The organism is Kitasatospora sp. NPDC015120 (assembly GCF_043080305.1).
Classification (GTDB): domain Bacteria; phylum Actinomycetota; class Actinomycetes; order Streptomycetales; family Streptomycetaceae; genus Kitasatospora.
In genome coordinates this window covers 129,728-146,082 of record NZ_JBIBVJ010000009.1, presented here as the reverse complement: position 1 = coordinate 146,082, position 16,355 = coordinate 129,728, and the positions used below count along the sequence as shown (strand labels likewise).

At 74.0% G+C, this 16,355-nt stretch carries 13 protein-coding genes and 1 tRNA gene; 3 read left to right on the top strand and 11 right to left on the bottom strand.

Annotation, left to right across the window (positions count from 1 at the left end):
• Positions 1-47: 47 nt before the first annotated feature.
• The 6 genes from thrB to ACF1AK_RS21955 form a co-directional block, all read right to left on the bottom strand.
• Entirely contained in the window at positions 48-983 is a 936-nt protein-coding gene (gene thrB / locus ACF1AK_RS21980; protein WP_391500502.1) for a homoserine kinase, read from the bottom strand.
• Between the two features lie 358 nt (positions 984-1,341).
• Positions 1,342-2,439, bottom strand: a complete 1,098-nt coding sequence (gene thrC / locus ACF1AK_RS21975; protein WP_391500501.1) for a threonine synthase — start codon at positions 2,437-2,439, stop codon at positions 1,342-1,344.
• 9 nt (positions 2,440-2,448) lie between these two features.
• Complete coding sequence (locus ACF1AK_RS21970; RefSeq protein WP_391500500.1) at positions 2,449-3,741, bottom strand: homoserine dehydrogenase; 1,293 nt, start codon at positions 3,739-3,741, stop codon at positions 2,449-2,451.
• A 137-nt stretch (positions 3,742-3,878) separates the two neighbouring features.
• Entirely contained in the window at positions 3,879-5,273 is a 1,395-nt protein-coding gene (gene lysA / locus ACF1AK_RS21965; RefSeq protein WP_391500499.1) for a diaminopimelate decarboxylase, read from the bottom strand.
• 87 nt (positions 5,274-5,360) lie between these two features.
• Entirely contained in the window at positions 5,361-7,022 is a 1,662-nt protein-coding gene (gene argS, locus ACF1AK_RS21960) for an arginine--tRNA ligase (RefSeq protein WP_391500498.1), read from the bottom strand.
• Between the two features lie 73 nt (positions 7,023-7,095).
• Positions 7,096-7,533, bottom strand: a complete 438-nt coding sequence (locus ACF1AK_RS21955) for a response regulator (RefSeq protein ID WP_391500497.1) — start codon at positions 7,531-7,533, stop codon at positions 7,096-7,098.
• Positions 7,534-7,690: 157 nt separating this feature from the next.
• Between ACF1AK_RS21955 and ACF1AK_RS21950 the strand changes: the two genes are divergently transcribed.
• Positions 7,691-7,762: transfer RNA gene (locus ACF1AK_RS21950), tRNA-Arg, on the top strand.
• A gap of 210 nt (positions 7,763-7,972) precedes the next feature.
• Here ACF1AK_RS21950 and ACF1AK_RS21945 read toward each other — a convergent pair.
• The 4 genes from ACF1AK_RS21945 to ACF1AK_RS21930 all read right to left on the bottom strand — a co-directional run bounded on the left by ACF1AK_RS21945 (position 7,973) and on the right by ACF1AK_RS21930 (position 13,403).
• Positions 7,973-8,911, bottom strand: a complete 939-nt coding sequence (locus ACF1AK_RS21945; protein ID WP_391500496.1) for a trypsin-like serine peptidase — start codon at positions 8,909-8,911, stop codon at positions 7,973-7,975.
• Between the two features lie 184 nt (positions 8,912-9,095).
• Complete coding sequence (locus tag ACF1AK_RS21940) at positions 9,096-10,679, bottom strand: MFS transporter (protein ID WP_391500495.1); 1,584 nt, start codon at positions 10,677-10,679, stop codon at positions 9,096-9,098.
• Positions 10,680-10,895: 216 nt separating this feature from the next.
• Complete coding sequence (locus ACF1AK_RS21935) at positions 10,896-12,620, bottom strand: DUF885 domain-containing protein (RefSeq protein ID WP_391500494.1); 1,725 nt, start codon at positions 12,618-12,620, stop codon at positions 10,896-10,898.
• A gap of 63 nt (positions 12,621-12,683) precedes the next feature.
• A complete protein-coding gene (locus ACF1AK_RS21930) occupies positions 12,684-13,403 on the bottom strand; it encodes a rhomboid-like protein (RefSeq protein ID WP_391500493.1) in 720 nt (239 codons plus the stop codon).
• A 226-nt stretch (positions 13,404-13,629) separates the two neighbouring features.
• On the opposite strand from ACF1AK_RS21930, the gene ACF1AK_RS21925 reads away from it, so the two are divergent.
• Together ACF1AK_RS21925 and ACF1AK_RS21920 are read left to right on the top strand one after the other, a co-directional pair.
• On the top strand, positions 13,630-14,385 hold the full coding sequence (locus ACF1AK_RS21925) for a TetR/AcrR family transcriptional regulator (protein ID WP_391500492.1): 756 nt from the start codon (positions 13,630-13,632) through the stop codon (positions 14,383-14,385).
• Between the two features lie 55 nt (positions 14,386-14,440).
• Positions 14,441-15,142 (top strand): MBL fold metallo-hydrolase, encoded by a 702-nt coding sequence (locus ACF1AK_RS21920; RefSeq protein ID WP_391500491.1) that lies wholly within the window; start codon positions 14,441-14,443, stop codon positions 15,140-15,142.
• Here the strand turns inward: ACF1AK_RS21920 and ACF1AK_RS21915 are convergent.
• Complete coding sequence (locus tag ACF1AK_RS21915) at positions 15,098-16,288, bottom strand: protein kinase (RefSeq protein WP_391500490.1); 1,191 nt, start codon at positions 16,286-16,288, stop codon at positions 15,098-15,100. The two genes, ACF1AK_RS21920 and ACF1AK_RS21915, sit on opposite strands and share 45 nt — an antisense overlap.
• Positions 16,289-16,355: the final 67 nt, after the last annotated feature.

Sequence of the window (16,355 nt, the reverse complement as noted above, 5' to 3'; positions counted from 1 at the left end):
CTTGCGGTTGCCAATCGTGTCCGGACGGTCCGGCCCGAACGGCCTGCTCAGACGCCCAGCGGGAGCACTGCGGCGCCGGTCCGGTCGAGTTCGAGCCGGTGCGCGGCGAACGCCGGGCCGCCGTGGCCGTGGTCGCCGGCGAAGCCCAGGACCTTCTGCACGCCGGACTCGTCGGTGAGCGCGAGCACGGTCGGGCCGGCGCCGGAGATCACCGCGGGCACGCCCTCGGCGCGCAGCGCGGCCACCAGCGCGGCGCTGTCCGGCATCGCGGAGGCCCGGTAGTCCTGGTGGATCCGGTCCTCGGTGGCGGCCAGCAGCAGGTCCGGGCGCCGGGTCAGCGCCTCGACCAGCAGGGCGGACCGGCCGGCGTTGGCGGCGGCGTCGGCCAGCGGGACGGTCCGCGGCAGCAGGCCGCGGGCGGTCTCGGTGAGCACCTCGGCGGCCGGGACGAACACCACCGGGACGACCTCGGCGGACGGCTCCAGGGCGATCGCCCGGGCGGTGTCCTCCTCGGTCCACGCCACGGTGAAGTTGCCCCGCAGACAGGCCGCCACGTTGTCCGGGTGGCCCTCCAGCTCGGAGGCGAGGGCCAGCAGGGCGTCGTCGTCCAGGGCGGACGGGCCGCCGATGGTGACGGCGCGGGCGGCGACGATCCCGGCGCAGATCGCGGCGGAGGAGGAGCCCAGGCCGCGGCCGTGCGGTATCCGGTTGGCGCAGACCACCTCCAGGCCGCGCGGCTGGCCGCCGAGGCGGTCGAAGGCGGCGCGCATCGAGCGGACCAGCAGATGGCGCTCGTCGCGCGGAAGGGTGTCGGCACCCTCGCCGGCGATGTCGACGGAGAGCCCGGAGTCGGCGACCCGGACGACCACGTCGTCGTACAGACCCAGCGCGAGCCCGAAGGCGTCGAAGCCCGGACCGAGGTTGGCGCTGGTCGCGGGAACCCGGACCCGGACGGCGGCGGCACGGAACGCAGGACCGGCCATGCGGTGGACTCTCCTGGGGAAATCGGGCGGCGCGAAGCGCGTCGGTGCGAGGGTGGGGAGCGGGCCGCGGGCCCCGGCCGGGGCGGACGGTCACAGTCGGTGGTGCGGCCCGCGATGGGGCCGGACCCGGGGCATGTGCCACACGGCCGGACCCAGAGTATCGAAGAGAGGTTCCACAGCGGTACACCCCGTGGGCCTTCGATCTGGTGTGTTGCCGCTTCTGGCCGGATTGCATGCGGGAATCGGATCGGAATGCGCCGGTGAATTGACACAAAAGTGTCAGTCGAGAACGCGAACCGGGCCGACCCCCGAAAGGGTCGGCCCGGGTGGGGGCTGAGCCCCCGGATCGGGTGGGGGGCTAGTCCAGCAGGCCCAGTCGCCGGGCGGCGGCCTCGGGGTCGACCGGGACGATCTGCGGCTGCGGCGCGCCGGCCACCGCCCAGTCCGGGTCCTTGAGGCCGTTGCCGGTCACGGTGCAGACGATCCGCTGGCCCGGGTCGACCAGGCCGGCCTCCGCCTTGGCCAGCAGGCCGGCCACCGAGGCGGCCGAGGCGGGCTCCACGAAGACGCCCTCCTGGGAAGCCAACAGGCGGTAGGCGGAGAGGATCTGACGGTCGGTCACCTTGTCGATCAGGCCACCCGACTCGTCCCGCGCGGCGAGCGCGAAGTCCCAGGAGGCCGGGTTGCCGATCCGGATCGCCGTGGCGATGGTCTGCGGCCTGAGCACCGGGGCGCCGTCGACGATCGGGGCCGAGCCGGAGGCCTGGAAGCCCCACATCCGCGGGGTGCGGGTGGCCAGGCCGTCCGCGGCGTACTCGCGGTAGCCCTTCCAGTAGGCGGTGATGTTGCCCGCGTTGCCGACCGGCAGCACGTGGATGTCCGGCGCGTCGCCGAGCATGTCGACGATCTCGAAGGCGGCGGTCTTCTGGCCCTCGATCCGGACCGGGTTCACCGAGTTGACCAGCGCCACCGGGTACTTCTCGGACAGTTCACGCGCAAGGGTGAGGCAGTCGTCGAAGTTCCCGTCCACCTGGAGGATCTTCGCGCCGTGCACCAGCGCCTGGCCCATCTTGCCGAGGGCGATCTTGCCCTGCGGGACGAGCACCGCCGACACCATCCGGGCCCGCACCGCGTAGGCGGCGGCGGAGGCCGAGGTGTTGCCGGTGGAGGCGCAGATGACGGCCTGGGCGCCGTCCTCCTTCGCCTTGGAGATGGCCATCGTCATGCCGCGGTCCTTGAAGGACCCGGTCGGGTTGGCGCCCTCGACCTTGAGGTAGACCTCGCAGCCGGTGCGCTCGGAGAGCACCTGGGCGGGGACCAGCGGGGTGCCGCCCTCCAGCAGGGTGACCACCGGGGTCGTCGCGCTGACCGGCAGGCGGTCCCGGTACTCCTCGATCAGGCCCCGCCATTGGTGGGTGTGGGTGCCACGGGCGGCGTTCTCGGCAACGCTGCTCATCATCTGTTCCTATTCCCCTTCGACCCGCATGATGCTGGCCACGTCGCGCACGCTGTCGAGTGCGCGGAGCTTGTCCACCGTCGCCGACAGCGCGGCGTCGGTGGCGCGGTGGGTGACCACGACGAGCGAGGCGTCGCCGTCGCGGCCCTGCTGGCGCACGGTGTCGATGGAGACGCCGTGCTCGGCGAAGACGGAGGCGACCTGGGCGAGCACGCCCGCGCGGTCGTCGACGTCCAGGCTGACGTGGTAGCGGGTGACGACCTCGTCCATCGGCTTGGCCGGCAGCCGGGTGTACACCGAGTCGCCGGGGCCGGTGGCACCGGCGAGCTTGTTGCGGCAGACCGCGACCAGGTCGCCGAGGACCGCGGAGGCGGTCGGCGCGCCGCCCGCGCCCGGGCCGTAGAACATCAGCCGGCCGGCCGCCTCGGCCTCCACGAACACCGCGTTGTACGCCTCGCGGACCGAGGCCAGCGGGTGCGACAGCGGGATCATCGCCGGGTGGACGCGCGCCGTGACCGACTCGCCGTCGGCGGCCCGCTCGCAGATCGCCAGCAGCTTGACCACGCAGCCCATCGCCTTGGCGGAGGCGATGTCGGCGGCGGTCACCTCGGTCAGGCCCTCGCGGTAGACGTCCGCCGCGGTCACCTTGGTGTGGAACGCGATGCCGGCCAGGATCGCGGCCTTGGCGGCGGCGTCGAAGCCCTCCACGTCCGCGGTCGGGTCGGCCTCGGCGTAACCGAGCGCGGTGGCCTCCTCCAGCGCCTCCGAGTACCCGGCGCCGGTGGAGTCCATCTTGTCGAGGATGAAGTTGGTGGTGCCGTTGACGATGCCCAGCACCCGGTTCACCCGGTCGCCGGCCAGCGACTCGCGCAGCGGGCGCAGCAGCGGGATCGCACCGGCCACCGCGGCCTCGTAGTAGAGGTCCACGCCGGCCGCGGCGGCCGCCGCGTGCAGCTCGGTGCCGTCCTTGGCGAGCAGCGCCTTGTTGGCGCTGACCACCGAGGCGCCCTGCTCGAACGCCGACAGGATGAGGTGTTTGGACGGCTCGATGCCGCCCACGACCTCGATCACCACGTCGATGTCGCCCCGCTTGACCAGGGCCTCGGCATCGGTGGTGAGCAGGTGCTCGGGCACCCCCGGGCGGGGGCGGCCCGCCCGGCGCACCGCGATGCCGGCGAGCTCGACCGGCGCGCCGATGCGCGCGGCGAGGTCGGCGGCGTCTGTCGTCATGATGCGCGCCACCTCGGAGCCCACCACACCACAGCCCAGCAACGCCACCTTCAGCGGCCGCGTACGCATCATCCGACTCCGCTCTGCATTCATCGTGCTTCGGTCGATCCGGCGGGTTTTCGGGGCCCGCCGGACTTTCGGTTCCCACCAGTCTCCGGGACTTTCCGTACAGATCTACGGTCGTTCCATGATCTGAGACGAGGATTTCGTCATCCGATATCGAGACGCAGGAGATCCTCCTCCGTCTCGCGCCGGACGATCACCCGGGCCGCACCGTCCTGGACGGCGAGCACGGGAGGCTTGAGGGCGTGGTTGTAGTTGCTCGCCATCGAACGACAGTAGGCGCCGGTGGCGGGCACCGCGACGAGGTCGCCGGGCGCGAGGTCGGCCGGCAGGAAGGCGTCCCGGACGACGATGTCGCCGGACTCGCAGTGCTTGCCGACCACCCGCACCAGCATCGGCTCCGCGTCGCTGGTGCGCGACACCAGGGCCACCGAGTACTCGGCGTCGTACAGCGCGGTGCGGATGTTGTCGGACATCCCGCCGTCCACGCTGACGTAGGTGCGCAGGCCCTCCAGCGGCTTGACGGTGCCGACCTCGTACAGGGTGAACGCGGTCGGGCCGACGATCGCCCGGCCCGGCTCCACGCTCAGCCGGGGGGCGGCGAGGTCCGCGGCCGCGCACTCGCGGCGCACGATGCCGGCCAGCGCGGCGGCGATCTCGGCCGGCTCGCGCGGGTCGTCCTCGCTGGTGTAGGCGATGCCCAGGCCGCCGCCGAGGTCGATCTCGGGCAGCTCGACGCCGTGCTCGTCCCGGATCTGCGCCAGCAGGCCGACCACCCGGCGGGCGGCCACCTCGAAGCCGGCGGTGTCGAAGATCTGCGAGCCGATGTGCGAGTGGATGCCGCGCAGCTCCAGGCTCGCGCCGTGCGCCAGGACCCTGCGGACCGCCTCGGCGGCCGCTCCCCCGGTCAGCGAGAGGCCGAACTTCTGGTCCTCGTGCGCGGTGGCGATGAACTCGTGGGTGTGCGCCTCCACGCCGACGGTGACCCGGATCAGCACCGGCTGGCGCACGCCCTGGTGACCGGCGACCGCCGCGAGGCGCTCGATCTCCTCGTAGGAGTCGACCACGATGTGCCCGACCCCGGACTTCACCGCGCGCTCCAGCTCGTCCACCGACTTGTTGTTGCCGTGCAGCGCGATCCGCTCCGCCGGCATCCCGGCGGCCAGCGCCACGGCCAGCTCGCCCGGGCTGCAGACGTCGAGGTTGAGGCCCTCCTCGTGCAGCCAGCGCACGACCGCCTTGGAGAGGAAGGCCTTGCCGGCGTAGAAGACGTCGGCGTCCGCGCCGAAGGCCTCGCGCCAGGCCCGCGCCCGGGCCCGGAAGTCGGCCTCGTCCATGACGTACGCCGGGGTGCCGTACTCGGCGGCCAGCCGCTTCACGTCGACGCCGCCGACGGTGACCACGCCCTCGGCGTCACGGGCGACGGTCCGGGACCAGACCTTGGGGTCGAGCGCGTTCAGGTCGCTGGGCGGCGCCTGGTAGTGGCCCTCGGGCAGCACGTCGCCGTGCCGGGGGCCTGCGGGGTGTGCGGAGCGAGACATGTCGTTGGTTCCCTCGACCTATGGCGAGGGGCGGCGACGGTCCCCGTTGACCGTCCGCCGCCCCCGCTGTGCACATGGGGGTGGTGCCTACATCCGCTCGGGCGCCGAGACGCCCAGCAGCGTCAGGCCGTTCGCGATGACCGTGCGTGTCGCGTCGGCCAGCCAGAGCCGGGCGTGCGTGAGGTCGGTGACCTCCTCGTCGCCCCGCGGCAGGATGCGGCAGTTGTCGTAGAAGCGGTGGTACTTGGCCGCGAGGTCCTCCAGGTACGTCGCGACGCGGTGCGGCTCGCGCAGCTCGCCGGCCGAGGCCAGCACGCGCGGGAACTCACCGAGGTGGCCGAGCAGGTCGCCCTCCCACTCGGTGGCCAGCAGCTCCGGTTTGAAGTCCTCGGCCGCGCCGCGCGAGATGCCCTGCTCGTCGGCGTTGCGCTGGACCGCGCACATCCGGGAGTGGGCGTACTGGACGTAGTACACCCGGTTCTCGTTGGTCTGGCTGGTCAGGATGTTGATGTCGAGCGTGATGGTGGAGTCGGTGGAGGAGCGCGCCAGGGTGTAGCGGGCCGCGTCCACGCCGATCCACTCGACGACGTCGTCGATCGTGATGATGTTGCCGGCCCGCTTGGACATGCGGACCTCTTCGCCGTCGCGAAGCATCTTCACGAACTGGCCGATCTTCACCTCGATGTTGTGGTTCATGTCGTCGCCCGCGCAGGCCGCGATGGCCTTGAGGCGGTTGACGTAGCCGTGGTGGTCGGCGCCCAGCATGTAGAGCGCGACCTCGGTGCCGCGGTCCCGCTTGGACAGGTAGTACGCGGCGTCGGCGGCGAAGTAGGTGGTGTCGCCGTCGGCCTTGACCAGGACGCGGTCCTTGTCGTCGCCGAAGTCGGTGGTGCGCAGCCAGACGGCGCCGTCCTGCTCGAAGACGTGGCCCTGCTCGCGCAGCCGGTCGATGGCCGTGCCGACGGCGCCCGAGTCGTGCAGCGACTTCTCCGAGAACCAGACGTCGAAGTGGGTGCCGAACTCGTCCATCGAACGCTTGATCTCGGCGACCATGAGCTCCAGGCCCTCGGCGCGGAAGACCTGGAGCTGCTCCTCCTCGGACTTCTCCAGCAGGCCCGGGACGGCCTCGGTGATCGCCTTGGCGATGTCGACGATGTACTCGCCGACGTAGCCGCCCTCCGGCACCTCGCGGCCGTTCGCGGCGGCCTGCAGCGAGGAGGCGAACTTGCTGATCTGCACACCGGCGTCGTTGAGGTAGTACTCGGTGGTGACGTCGGCGCCGCAGGCCCGCAGGACGCGCGCCAGCGAGTCGCCGACGGCCGCCCAGCGCACGCCGCCGATGTGGATGGGGCCGGTCGGGTTGGCGGAGACGAACTCCAGGTTGATCTTCAGACCGGCGAGGTCCTCGTTGCGGCCGTAGGCCTCGCCCGCCTCGACGATGGTGCGCGCCAGCGCGCCGACGGTGGCGGTGTCCAGGGTGATGTTCAGGAAGCCCGGACCGGCGATGTCGACCGCGGCGACGCCGGTGATCCCTCGCAGGCGGCCGGCCAGCACCTCGGCAACGGCTCGCGGCGGCTTGCCGGCCGCCTTGGCGAGCTGGAGGGCCACGTTGGTCGCGTAGTCGCCGTGGTCCCTGTTCTTGGGCCGCTCGACCGTCACGTGCTCGGGCACGGCGACGGCCAGCTCGCCCGCCTCGACGGCGGCGCTCACTGCGGCCTGGACTGCCTGGGAAAGCTCTGCGGGGGTCACGACGCCAAGCGTAGGCGAGAGGGGGAGGGCGCCCGCCACCCGGTTTGCCGGTTGAGACGTCGGACGCCGTCGCTCAGCCCCGATCGCTCCGGTCTGTTCGCCCAGGGCGAAACTCCTCGGCGGCCGCGTCCCGGCGGCCGCGCTCCACCAGCCGCCGCACCAGCGCGACCAGGTCCGCCGGGTCGAAGGGCTTGCCCAGGTAACCGTCCACCCCGACCGCCTCCCCCAGGTCCAGATCGGCCGGCGTGCAGGCGCTCACGATCGCGATCGGCAGCAGCCTGGTCCCCGGCGCCGCCCGCAGCCGGGCCGCCGTGCGCAGCCCGTCCAGCCGCGGCATCATCACGTCCAGCGTCACCACGTCGGGCCTCACCCGGCGGACCACCTCCAGGCACTCGGCACCGTCGGCGGCGGTCACCACCTCGAAGCCCTCCAGCTCCAGGTTGACCCTGATCAGCTGGCGGATCACCTCGCTGTCGTCCACCACGAGGACCCGCCCGGACACTCCCGACACCTCACCGAGGGTATCGGCGGCTCCGCCGCCCCGTCCGGCCTTTGCGCACTTCCACCGGCCCGCCCGCCGGGCCGTCGCGGAAACCCGTGCACGGAGCACGCCCGGGGCCTGGTAGTGTTCTCCACGTCGAAGCGAACGCGACGACAACACCGAGCAAGCCCCCGTAGCTCAGGGGATAGAGCACCGCCCTCCGGAGGCGGGTGCGTAGGTTCGAATCCTACCGGGGGCACTTCGCGAGAAGTGCCGAAGAGGCCCAGGTCAGCGGGTAGTTACCGCCGGTCTGGGCCTGATTCGTTTTCCGGCCGCGCCGGGGGGCGCCAACGGGCGCCCGGGGCGGCGGAGTTGCCCCGGCACCGGGTCGCCGGCCCCCGGGCGTCGTGGACGGTCCTTGCACGCGGAGCGTCCCGCGGGGCGGGCCCGGGGCCGGACCGGATGCCGGTCAGGACGAGGCGGCCGCGACGGCCTCGGCGCAGAGGGCGGCGATGGTGTGGTCGAAGTAGGCGCTGTAGGACGTGTCGTCCGTGTCGCCGCCCTCCTGGTGGCCTCCTATGGCGCCGACGACATGGCCGGTGGCGGTGGAGATCCAGGGGCCGCCGCTGGTGCCGCCCGGGTAGTCGGGGCAGTCGACGACGCGCTGGAAGGCGCCCTGGCGGCCGGTGGTGTTGGTGCACAGCAGGGGCCGCTCGCCGCCGGCGGGGTAGCCGTAGAGGCGTACGGGGGTGCCGAACGGCTCGTCGGTGCCGAGGACGTTGCCGCCGACGACGTCCTCGACCCGGCGCCCGGCGTCGTCGGCGGCGGTCTCCAGGACGGCGAAGTCCTCGTCCTGGTCGCCGTCCCGGGACCAGCCGGCGGTGGTGTGCACGGCGGTGACCCGCCAGGTGCCGTACGGGGCGCGGCCGTCGCGGTAGCCGGGGGCGAAGGTGACGCCCGCCGGGTCGTCGAGGCAGTGGGCGGCGGTGAGCAGCAGGTTGCGGGTGGCGCTGTGCAGCACGCTGGCGGTGCAGAAGTGGTTGCCGGCGCGCACGGCGCCGCTGAACAGGGCGCCGACGGTGGCCACTTCGGAGGTGGCCGGGGCGGCGGCGGTGGTGCCCGGCAGGTCGCTCGACGTGGGCACCGGGGCGGGGGCGGGGCTGCGGGTGGCGGTGGCGGCCGGGGCGGGAGCGGGCGTCGCCACCGGGCCGACGGTCACCTTCCGGGGCACCGCGGCCGGGGCCGGGGCCGCCGCCACGGTCTCCGGGGAGGCGACGGCGGTGGTCCGGGGGACGACGCTGTGGGTGCCGACGACCACGGCGGCCACGGTCAGCGCGGAGAGGGTCGTGGTGACCAGGGTCGGGGCCAGGTAGCGGCGTCGAGTGGTGCGGCGGCGGTGCTGGCCCATGCCCGGTCTGCTCCTGCCCTGGTCGGCGGCGGTACGGGATCCGACTATGGCGCCCCGAGCTGGGAAGCCGGTGATGCGCCGCTGGGAAGGCGATGAGAATTCAGCCGGTCGTCCCCCTGCCGCGGGGTCCCGGCCGGTGCCGGCGCGGCGGTGGGGGGCGGGCGGCACGCGTGCGCGGCGGGCTTCACCGGGCTCGCTGCCGCTGGTGGGCCGGACTCTGCGCCTGGGGCTGCGGGGCCCGGGCCCCGGCGGGGCCGGCCGCACCGGTCTCGGCCTGCGCCGCACCGTCGGGGGCCCCGGCGGCCTCCCCCGGCGCCGGCCGGTGGTCGATCATCAGGAACGCGATCAGCGCGGCCAGCAGCAGGATGCCCATCGCCACCCAGGTGGCGACCACGTAGCCGTGCACCGCGCCCTCGGCCTGGACGGCGGGGTTCGCGGCACCGGCGGCGCGGGCGGCCAGCCAGCTCGCGGTGGCGCTGGCCGCGATGGTGTTCAGCAGCGCCGTACCGAAGGAGCCGCCGACCTGCTGGGCGGAGTTGATGGTGGCCGAGGCCGCGCCCGCCTCGTGCGGGGCGACGCCGAGGGTGGCGAGGCTCATCGACGGCATGAAGACCAGGCCCATGCCGAAGCCGAGCAGCAGTTCGGCGGGCAGCACCATGCCGGCCCAGGGGCTGTCCACGTGCATCCGGGTCAGCCAGGCCATGCCGGCGGCGGCCAGCAGCAGTCCGGGGCCGATGAGGTTGCGGGACGGCACCCTGGTCATCAGCCGGGCCGCGAAGCCGGTCGAGCTGAGGACGATGGCGGCGGTCATCGGCAGGAAGGAGACGCCGGACATGATCGGCGAGAAGTGCTTGATCACCTGGAGGTAGTAGGTCAGGAACAGGAACAGGCCGAACATGCCGATCATCGCCAGGCCGACCGAGAGGGCACCGCCGCCCCGGTTCCGGTCGGCGACGATGTGCGTCGGCAGCAGCGCGTGCGGCGTGCGCTTCTCGACCAGCACGAACACCACCAGCAGCACCACGCCGAGCGCCAGCGAGCCCAGGACCAGGGCGTCGCCCCAGCCCCGGGTGACCGCCTCGGACATGCCGAACACGATCGCGAGCAGACCGCCGCAGCCGAGCAGCGCGCCGGGCAGGTCGAGCCTGACCCGGGCGCCCTTGCCGATGTGGTCGCGTTCCAGCACGGAGAACGCCGCGAAGGCGGCCGCCACCGCGATCGGGGTGTTGACGAACAGGCACCAGCGCCAGTTGAGGTACTCGGTCAGCACGCCGCCGAGCAGCAGGCCGATCGCGGCACCGCCGCCGGCGATCGCACCGAAGATCCCGAAGGCGGTGCTCCGCTCCTTGGGATCGGAGAAGGTCGTGGAGAGCAGGCCCAGCGCGGAGGGGGCCAGCAGCGCGCCGAAGGCGCCCTGCAGGGCCCGGGCAGCGAAGAGCATGGTGGGTCCGTTGGCGCCGCCGCCGATCGCGGAGGCGAGCGCGAAGCCGAGCAGGCCGACGATGAAGACGCGTTTGCGGCCGAAGAGGTCCCCGAGCCGGCCGCCGAGCAGCAGCAGTCCGCCGAAGGCCAGGGTGTAGGCGGTGATCACCCACTGCCGGTCGGCGTCCGAGATGCCCAGGTCCTTCTGGGCCGACGGCAGGGCGATGTTCACGATGGTGATGTCGAGGACGATCATCAGCTGGGCGATGGCGATGACCGCCAGGGCCCACCAGCGGCGGGACTCCGCCGCCGCATGACCGGTGGGGGCTTGGGCTTGGGCAGACACTGGGGGAGCCTTTCCGGAGGGGTGCGGAGAGGTCACGCAGTCGCCTTCCAGCCAAACGCCCGGAGCGGCGAATGGCAAGGAAAAATCTGCACAAATCGGTAGAACCGGGACCAGGGAACCAGTGGCCCGGGACCACGGCAGGAGGCCCCCGGGACCGTTCCCGGGGGCCTCGCGCCGTGCTCGTCCGCGGCTACCGCGCCACGGCCACGGCCACGGCTACAGCGCCGACAGCTCCGCGACCAGGTCGTCCAGGCCCAGCGAGCCCTGCGACAGGGCCGCCATGTGCCAGGCCTTGAGGTCGAACACCTCGCCGCGCGCCTCGTGCGCCGCCCGGGCCGCCGCGCGCCCGCGCAGCCAGGCCCGCTCGCCCAGCTTGTAGCCGATCGCCTGTCCGGGCAGGCCCAGGTAGCGGACCAGCTCGCTGTCCAGGAAGTCGGCCGACAGCCCGCAGTACAGGCCGAAGAACTCCCGCGCGGCCTCCGGCGTGACCGGCTCCCCCGCGCGGTACGGCGAGTCCGCCGGGAACGCGAGGCCGGCGTGCATGCCGATGTCGACGATCACCCGCAGCGCCCGCATCATCTGCGCGTTGAGGTAGCCGAGCCGGTGGCCGGGGTCGGTGAGGTAGCCGAGCTCGTCCATCAGGCGCTCGGCGTACAGCGCCCAGCCCTCCAGGTTGGCGCTCACCCCGCCCAGGCTCACCTGGTAGGTGGAGAGCCGGTCGGCGACGTAGTTCCACTGCGCGAGCTGCAGGTGGTGGCCGGGGACGCCCTCGTGGTACCAGGTCGAGACGAGGTCCCACTCGGGGAAGCGCTCACGGCCCAGCAGCGGCAGCCAGGTCCGGCCGGGGCGGCTGAAGTCCAGCGACGGGGCGGTGTAGTACGGCGCGGCGGCGCTGCCGGCCGGGGCGATCCGGGACTCGACCCGGGTGATCGGCTCGGCCAGGTCGAAGTGGGTGCCCTGGAGGTCGGCGATCGCGGAGTCCATCAGGCCCTGGAGGAACAGCCGGGCGGCCTCGGCGCCGGTCCGCGCGGGGCCGTCGGTCTCCAGCCACTTCATCGCCTCCATCGGCTCGGCGCCGGGCCGCACCCGGTCGGCCTCGACCCGCATCTGGGCGAGCAGGTCGTGGAACTCCTCCCAGGCCCAGGCGTAGGCCTCGTCGAGGTCGAGATCGGCACCGGTCCAGTAGCGCACCCAGCGGCCGTAGCGCTCGCGGCCGACGGTGTCGGGGGCGTCGGCGGCGGCCGGCCCGTAGACGTCGCGCAGCCAGTCGCGCAGGGCGGCCAGCGCCTCGGCGGCGGCCACGGCGTGGCCGGCCAGTTCCTCGCGCAGCGCCTCGGGGGCGTCCTGGACGAGGCTGCCGAACCAGCCGCCCGGGGTGTCCCCGGCCAGCCACTCGCCGAGCTGGCCGGTCACCGTGGTGACCTGGCGGGGGCCGGAGAGCAGGCCGCGCTCGATGCCCTCGGCGAGGGTCGCGCGGTACTCGGTGAGCGCCTGCGGCACCCGGGCCAGGCGGCGGCCGAGGATCCGCCACTGCTCCTCGGTGTCGGTGGGCATGAGGGTGAAGACGTCACGGAGATTGTGGACCGGGGACCCCAGATTGTGGACGGCCCGGTACCGCTCGCCCGCGTCGTGGACGGCGAGCTCGGCGGTGAGCCGCTCGCGCAGCAGGCGGGCGCAGCGCCGTTCGGCCTCGTCCCGGGGGGTACCGGCCGCCTCTGCGGCGTCGAGCGCCGCCTCGGCCTCGTCGAGCCGGGCCAGGACGGAGCGGCCGAGTCCGGCGATCGCCTCGGCACCGGCCGGGGAGAGATCGGGGAGGCGGTCGTCCTCGGGGTTCAGGCCCAGGTACACCGCGGTCAGCGGGTCGAGCTCGGCAAGGTCCCGGACATAGGCGTCGGCGACACTGCGGGGTGTGGTGCCGTCGGAGCTGATCAGTTCAACCATTCCGACATCATGGCGTGGCCTGCGCGGTTTGCAAGCCCCTTCCCGGTGGCATGGACCGGCCAATCAGCCCCCGGACGGACGGGGCCGGCCGGGTGGACGGCGCTGCCGCCGGCGGTGCAGGGCCAGGCCCGGATCCCAGCGGGGCCGTCCGCGTGCGAACGGGAAGAAGGCCAGCCCGATCAGCGCGGCGGTGAAGTGCCCGAGGTCCGTGAAGGTGTGCGAGAACACCAGCGGCACCAGGTGGAAGACCACCACCCCGCCGCCGTACAGCCACCGCCAGCGGCCGGCGAACCGGTGGGTGAGCACCCCCGCCACCCCGGCCAGCGCGTAGGAGACGCCGACGTCCACCGTGTCGGCCATGCTGCGCTGCACGGTGCCGCGGACGATCCCCCAGGCCACCACGCCCTCGCTCACCAGGGTCGCCAGCACGTGCGCGGTGGCGGCCACCGTGAACCAGCGGGCGGTGCCCAGCCAGCGCTCGGCGTTCGCGTGGACCAGCGTGAACAGCACGGCGTACAGCGGCCAGCTCGACGTCTCCGTCCACAGCGCGCTGGCCACCAGGGCGTGCACCGGGCGCGAGCGCAGGTGCTCCAGATTGGTCGAGCGGGCGGCCAGGAACCAGTCCAGGGTGTGCGGGTCCGTCCGCGCCACGACGAAGCTGGTGACCGCCAGGACGAGCAGCCACAGATAGGTGCCGGGCGCCGAGCGGACCCACGCCAGGAGCGCGCGCGGCGCCCCGCGCAGCCGGCCCGCCCGGGGCGGCCGTTCCAGCGTCTGCGCCATCCGGCGGGCCTCCTCGGTACGGCGGCGTGGTGCGTCCCATCCTCGGGCGGGGCCCGGCGGGCCGCCTCCCGGCACGGGCGTCCGGCCGGGTGGACCGGCCCGGCGCGGCGCCCCGGCGGGCCGCCCGCGGACGGCCGGGCCGGGCCCCGGACGGGCGCAAACGCCCGTTCGGAAGATCGGTGCAGACCCGGCTCCGATCCGGCCCGGGGCGGTTACGCTGACCGCCATGGAAGCCAGCCCAGCGTCCGTCCCGCCCGCCCCCGAACCGGCCGCCCGGCCGCGGCGCGCCGGATACCGGCGGCTGCCGGTGCAGCAGCGGCGCGAGCAGCTGATCGCGGTGGCGCTGGAGCTGTTCGCCCACCGGCCGCCCGAGGAGGTCGGGCTGGACGACGTCGCGCAGGCCGCGGGGGCGTCCCGGCCGCTGGTCTACCGCTACTTCGCCGGCGGCAAGCAGCAGCTGTACGAGGCCGCGCTGCGCAGCGCCGCCGAGGAGCTCACCGACCGCTTCACGGTGCCGCCCGCCGGCACCCCGACCCAGCAGCTGTCCGCCGTGCTGGAGCGGTACTTCTCCTTCGTCGCCGAGCACGACGCGGGCTACTCGGCGCTGCTGCGCGGCGGGTCGGTGGTCGAGACGGCCCGCACCTCGGCGATCGTCGACGACGTCCGGCGGGCGGCACTGCGCCGGACGCTGCGCCACCTCGGGGTGCGGCAGGCCGGGCCGCGGCTGACGCTGCTGGTGCGCTCGTGGATCGCGGTGGTCGAGGGGGCGTCGCTGAGCTGGCTCGACGAGGGCCGGGCGCTGCCGGTGGACGAGCTGCGCGAGTGGCTGGTGGACCAGTTCGTGGCGATGGCGGCGGCGACGGCGCTGCACGACCCGCAGACCGCCGAGGTGCTGGCCGCGCTGCTCGCGCTGGAGGGCCCGGACTCGCCGCGCACGGCGCGGCTGCGGGCGGCGCTGGACCCCGTCGGGCCGTCCCGCTGATCAGCCCGGGGCGAACAGGCGCGTGGACGGCCGCCCCGCGGTACAGGATCCGGCCATGGAGCTCATCCGCGTACGCCCCGAACTGACCGTCATCCCCCTGGCCTTCGGCACCGCCTACCTCTGGCGCGACGAGGACGGCTCGCTCACCCTCGTCGACACCGGCATCGCCGGGCAGGCCGACGCGATCGAGGAGGCGGTCCGCGCCGTCGGCGCCGACCCCGCCGCGCTGCGCGGCATCGTGCTCACCCACCACCACGAGGACCACACCGGCTCGGCCGCCGAACTCGCCCGGCGCCACGGCGCCGAGGTGACCGCCCACCGGCTGGAGGCCCCGGTGGTCCGCGGCGAGCAGCCGCCCGAGCCGTTCACGCTGAGCCCGTTCGAGCAGGAGCTGTGGGACGCCCTGCCGGCGCTGCCGCCCGCCCCGCCGTGCCGGGTGGACCGCGAGGTGACGGACGGCGAGGTGCTCGGCTTCGGCGGCGGCGCCGTGGTGGTGCACGTGCCCGGCCACACCGACGGGTCGATCGCCCTGCACCTGCCGCGCGCGGGGGTGCTGTTCACCGGCGACCTCGCGGCCAACGTCGGGCACCGGACCATGCCCGGCGTCTTCAACACCGATCCGGCCCTGGCCCTGGAGTCCTTCCGCCGGCTGGCCGCGCTGGACGCCGAGACCGTGCTGTTCGGCCACGGCGAGCCGCTCGCCGAGGGCGGCTCAGCCGTGCTGCGCCGGGCCGCCGAGCAGCTCGGCGAGCACTAGCGGCCGCTCCTGCTCGGCCTCGGCGGCGGCGCTCTCGCGCTCCCAGCGCTCCAGGTCGCGCCCGACGTCCTCGCGGGCCCGCGGGTGGCCGTCCAGCGCCGGCAGCAGCTCGCGCAGCAGCGCGACGGCGGCCCGCGGCCGGCCCGAGCGGGCCAGCCAGAGCGCCAGGTCGTGGCAGGTCCGCAGGGTGCGCGGATCGCCCGGCCCGAAGGCCCGGGAGAACTGCGGGATCAGCGTGACCAGCTGCTCGACGGCCCGCTCGGGCGAGCCGGCCGCACCGCGCCGCCAGGCGTCGTCGGCCTTCCGCCGCAGCGCCTCGGGGTCGGGGCCGACGTCGCGCAGCCGGCGCCGGACCTCGGCGGCGTCGGCGGGCCGGTCCTCCGGGTCCTTGGCGAGTAGCTGGAGGATCAGCCGGTCCAGCGCCGGGTGGGGCGACCCGGGGGCCGGCGGCTGCTCGTTGACGTGCTTGTACATCATGCTCACCGGCGTGGTGGCGCTGAACGGGCGGCGGCCGGTGCACAGCTGGTAGAGGATCACGCCGAGCGCGTAGAGGTCGGCCCGGCCGTCGATGTGCTCGCCGGACCAGCACTCGGGCGCCAGGTAGGCCGGGGTGCCGATGACCACGCCGGTGGAGGTGAGCCCGCCGCCCTGCTGGGAGAGCAGACGGGCGATGCCGAAGTCCAGCACCTTGGCCTCGCCGGTGTCGGTGATCATGATGTTCTCGGGCTTGATGTCCCGATGCACCACGTCGCTGCGGTGCGCGGAGTCCAGCGCCTTGCACACCTGCCGCACCCAGCGCAGGGCGACCACCAGCTCCGGCCTGGTCCCGTCCGCCAGCAGCGCGGAGAGCGGGCGGCCCCGGACCAGCTCCATGACCAGGTAGTGCGTCCAGCGCGCGCCGTCCTGCACCCGCCCGTAGTCGTACAGGGTGACGATGTGCGGATGGGACAGTCCCCCGACGGTCTTGGCCTCGCGGATGAACCGGCCGACCGCCTCCTCGTCCCCGGCCTTCTCCTCGGAGAGCACCTTGAGCGCGACCGCACGCCCGATGACCTCGTCGTGGGCGGCCCAGACCACGCCGAACCCGCCCCGGCCGAGCTCCCGCTCCAGCCGGTAGCGGCCGCCCACGACATCGCCCGCCTTCATGCCTTCCCCCACCAAGTCCGCCGGAACCGAACAGCGTTCATCCTGACCGGGTCAGGGTAGCGGCGGG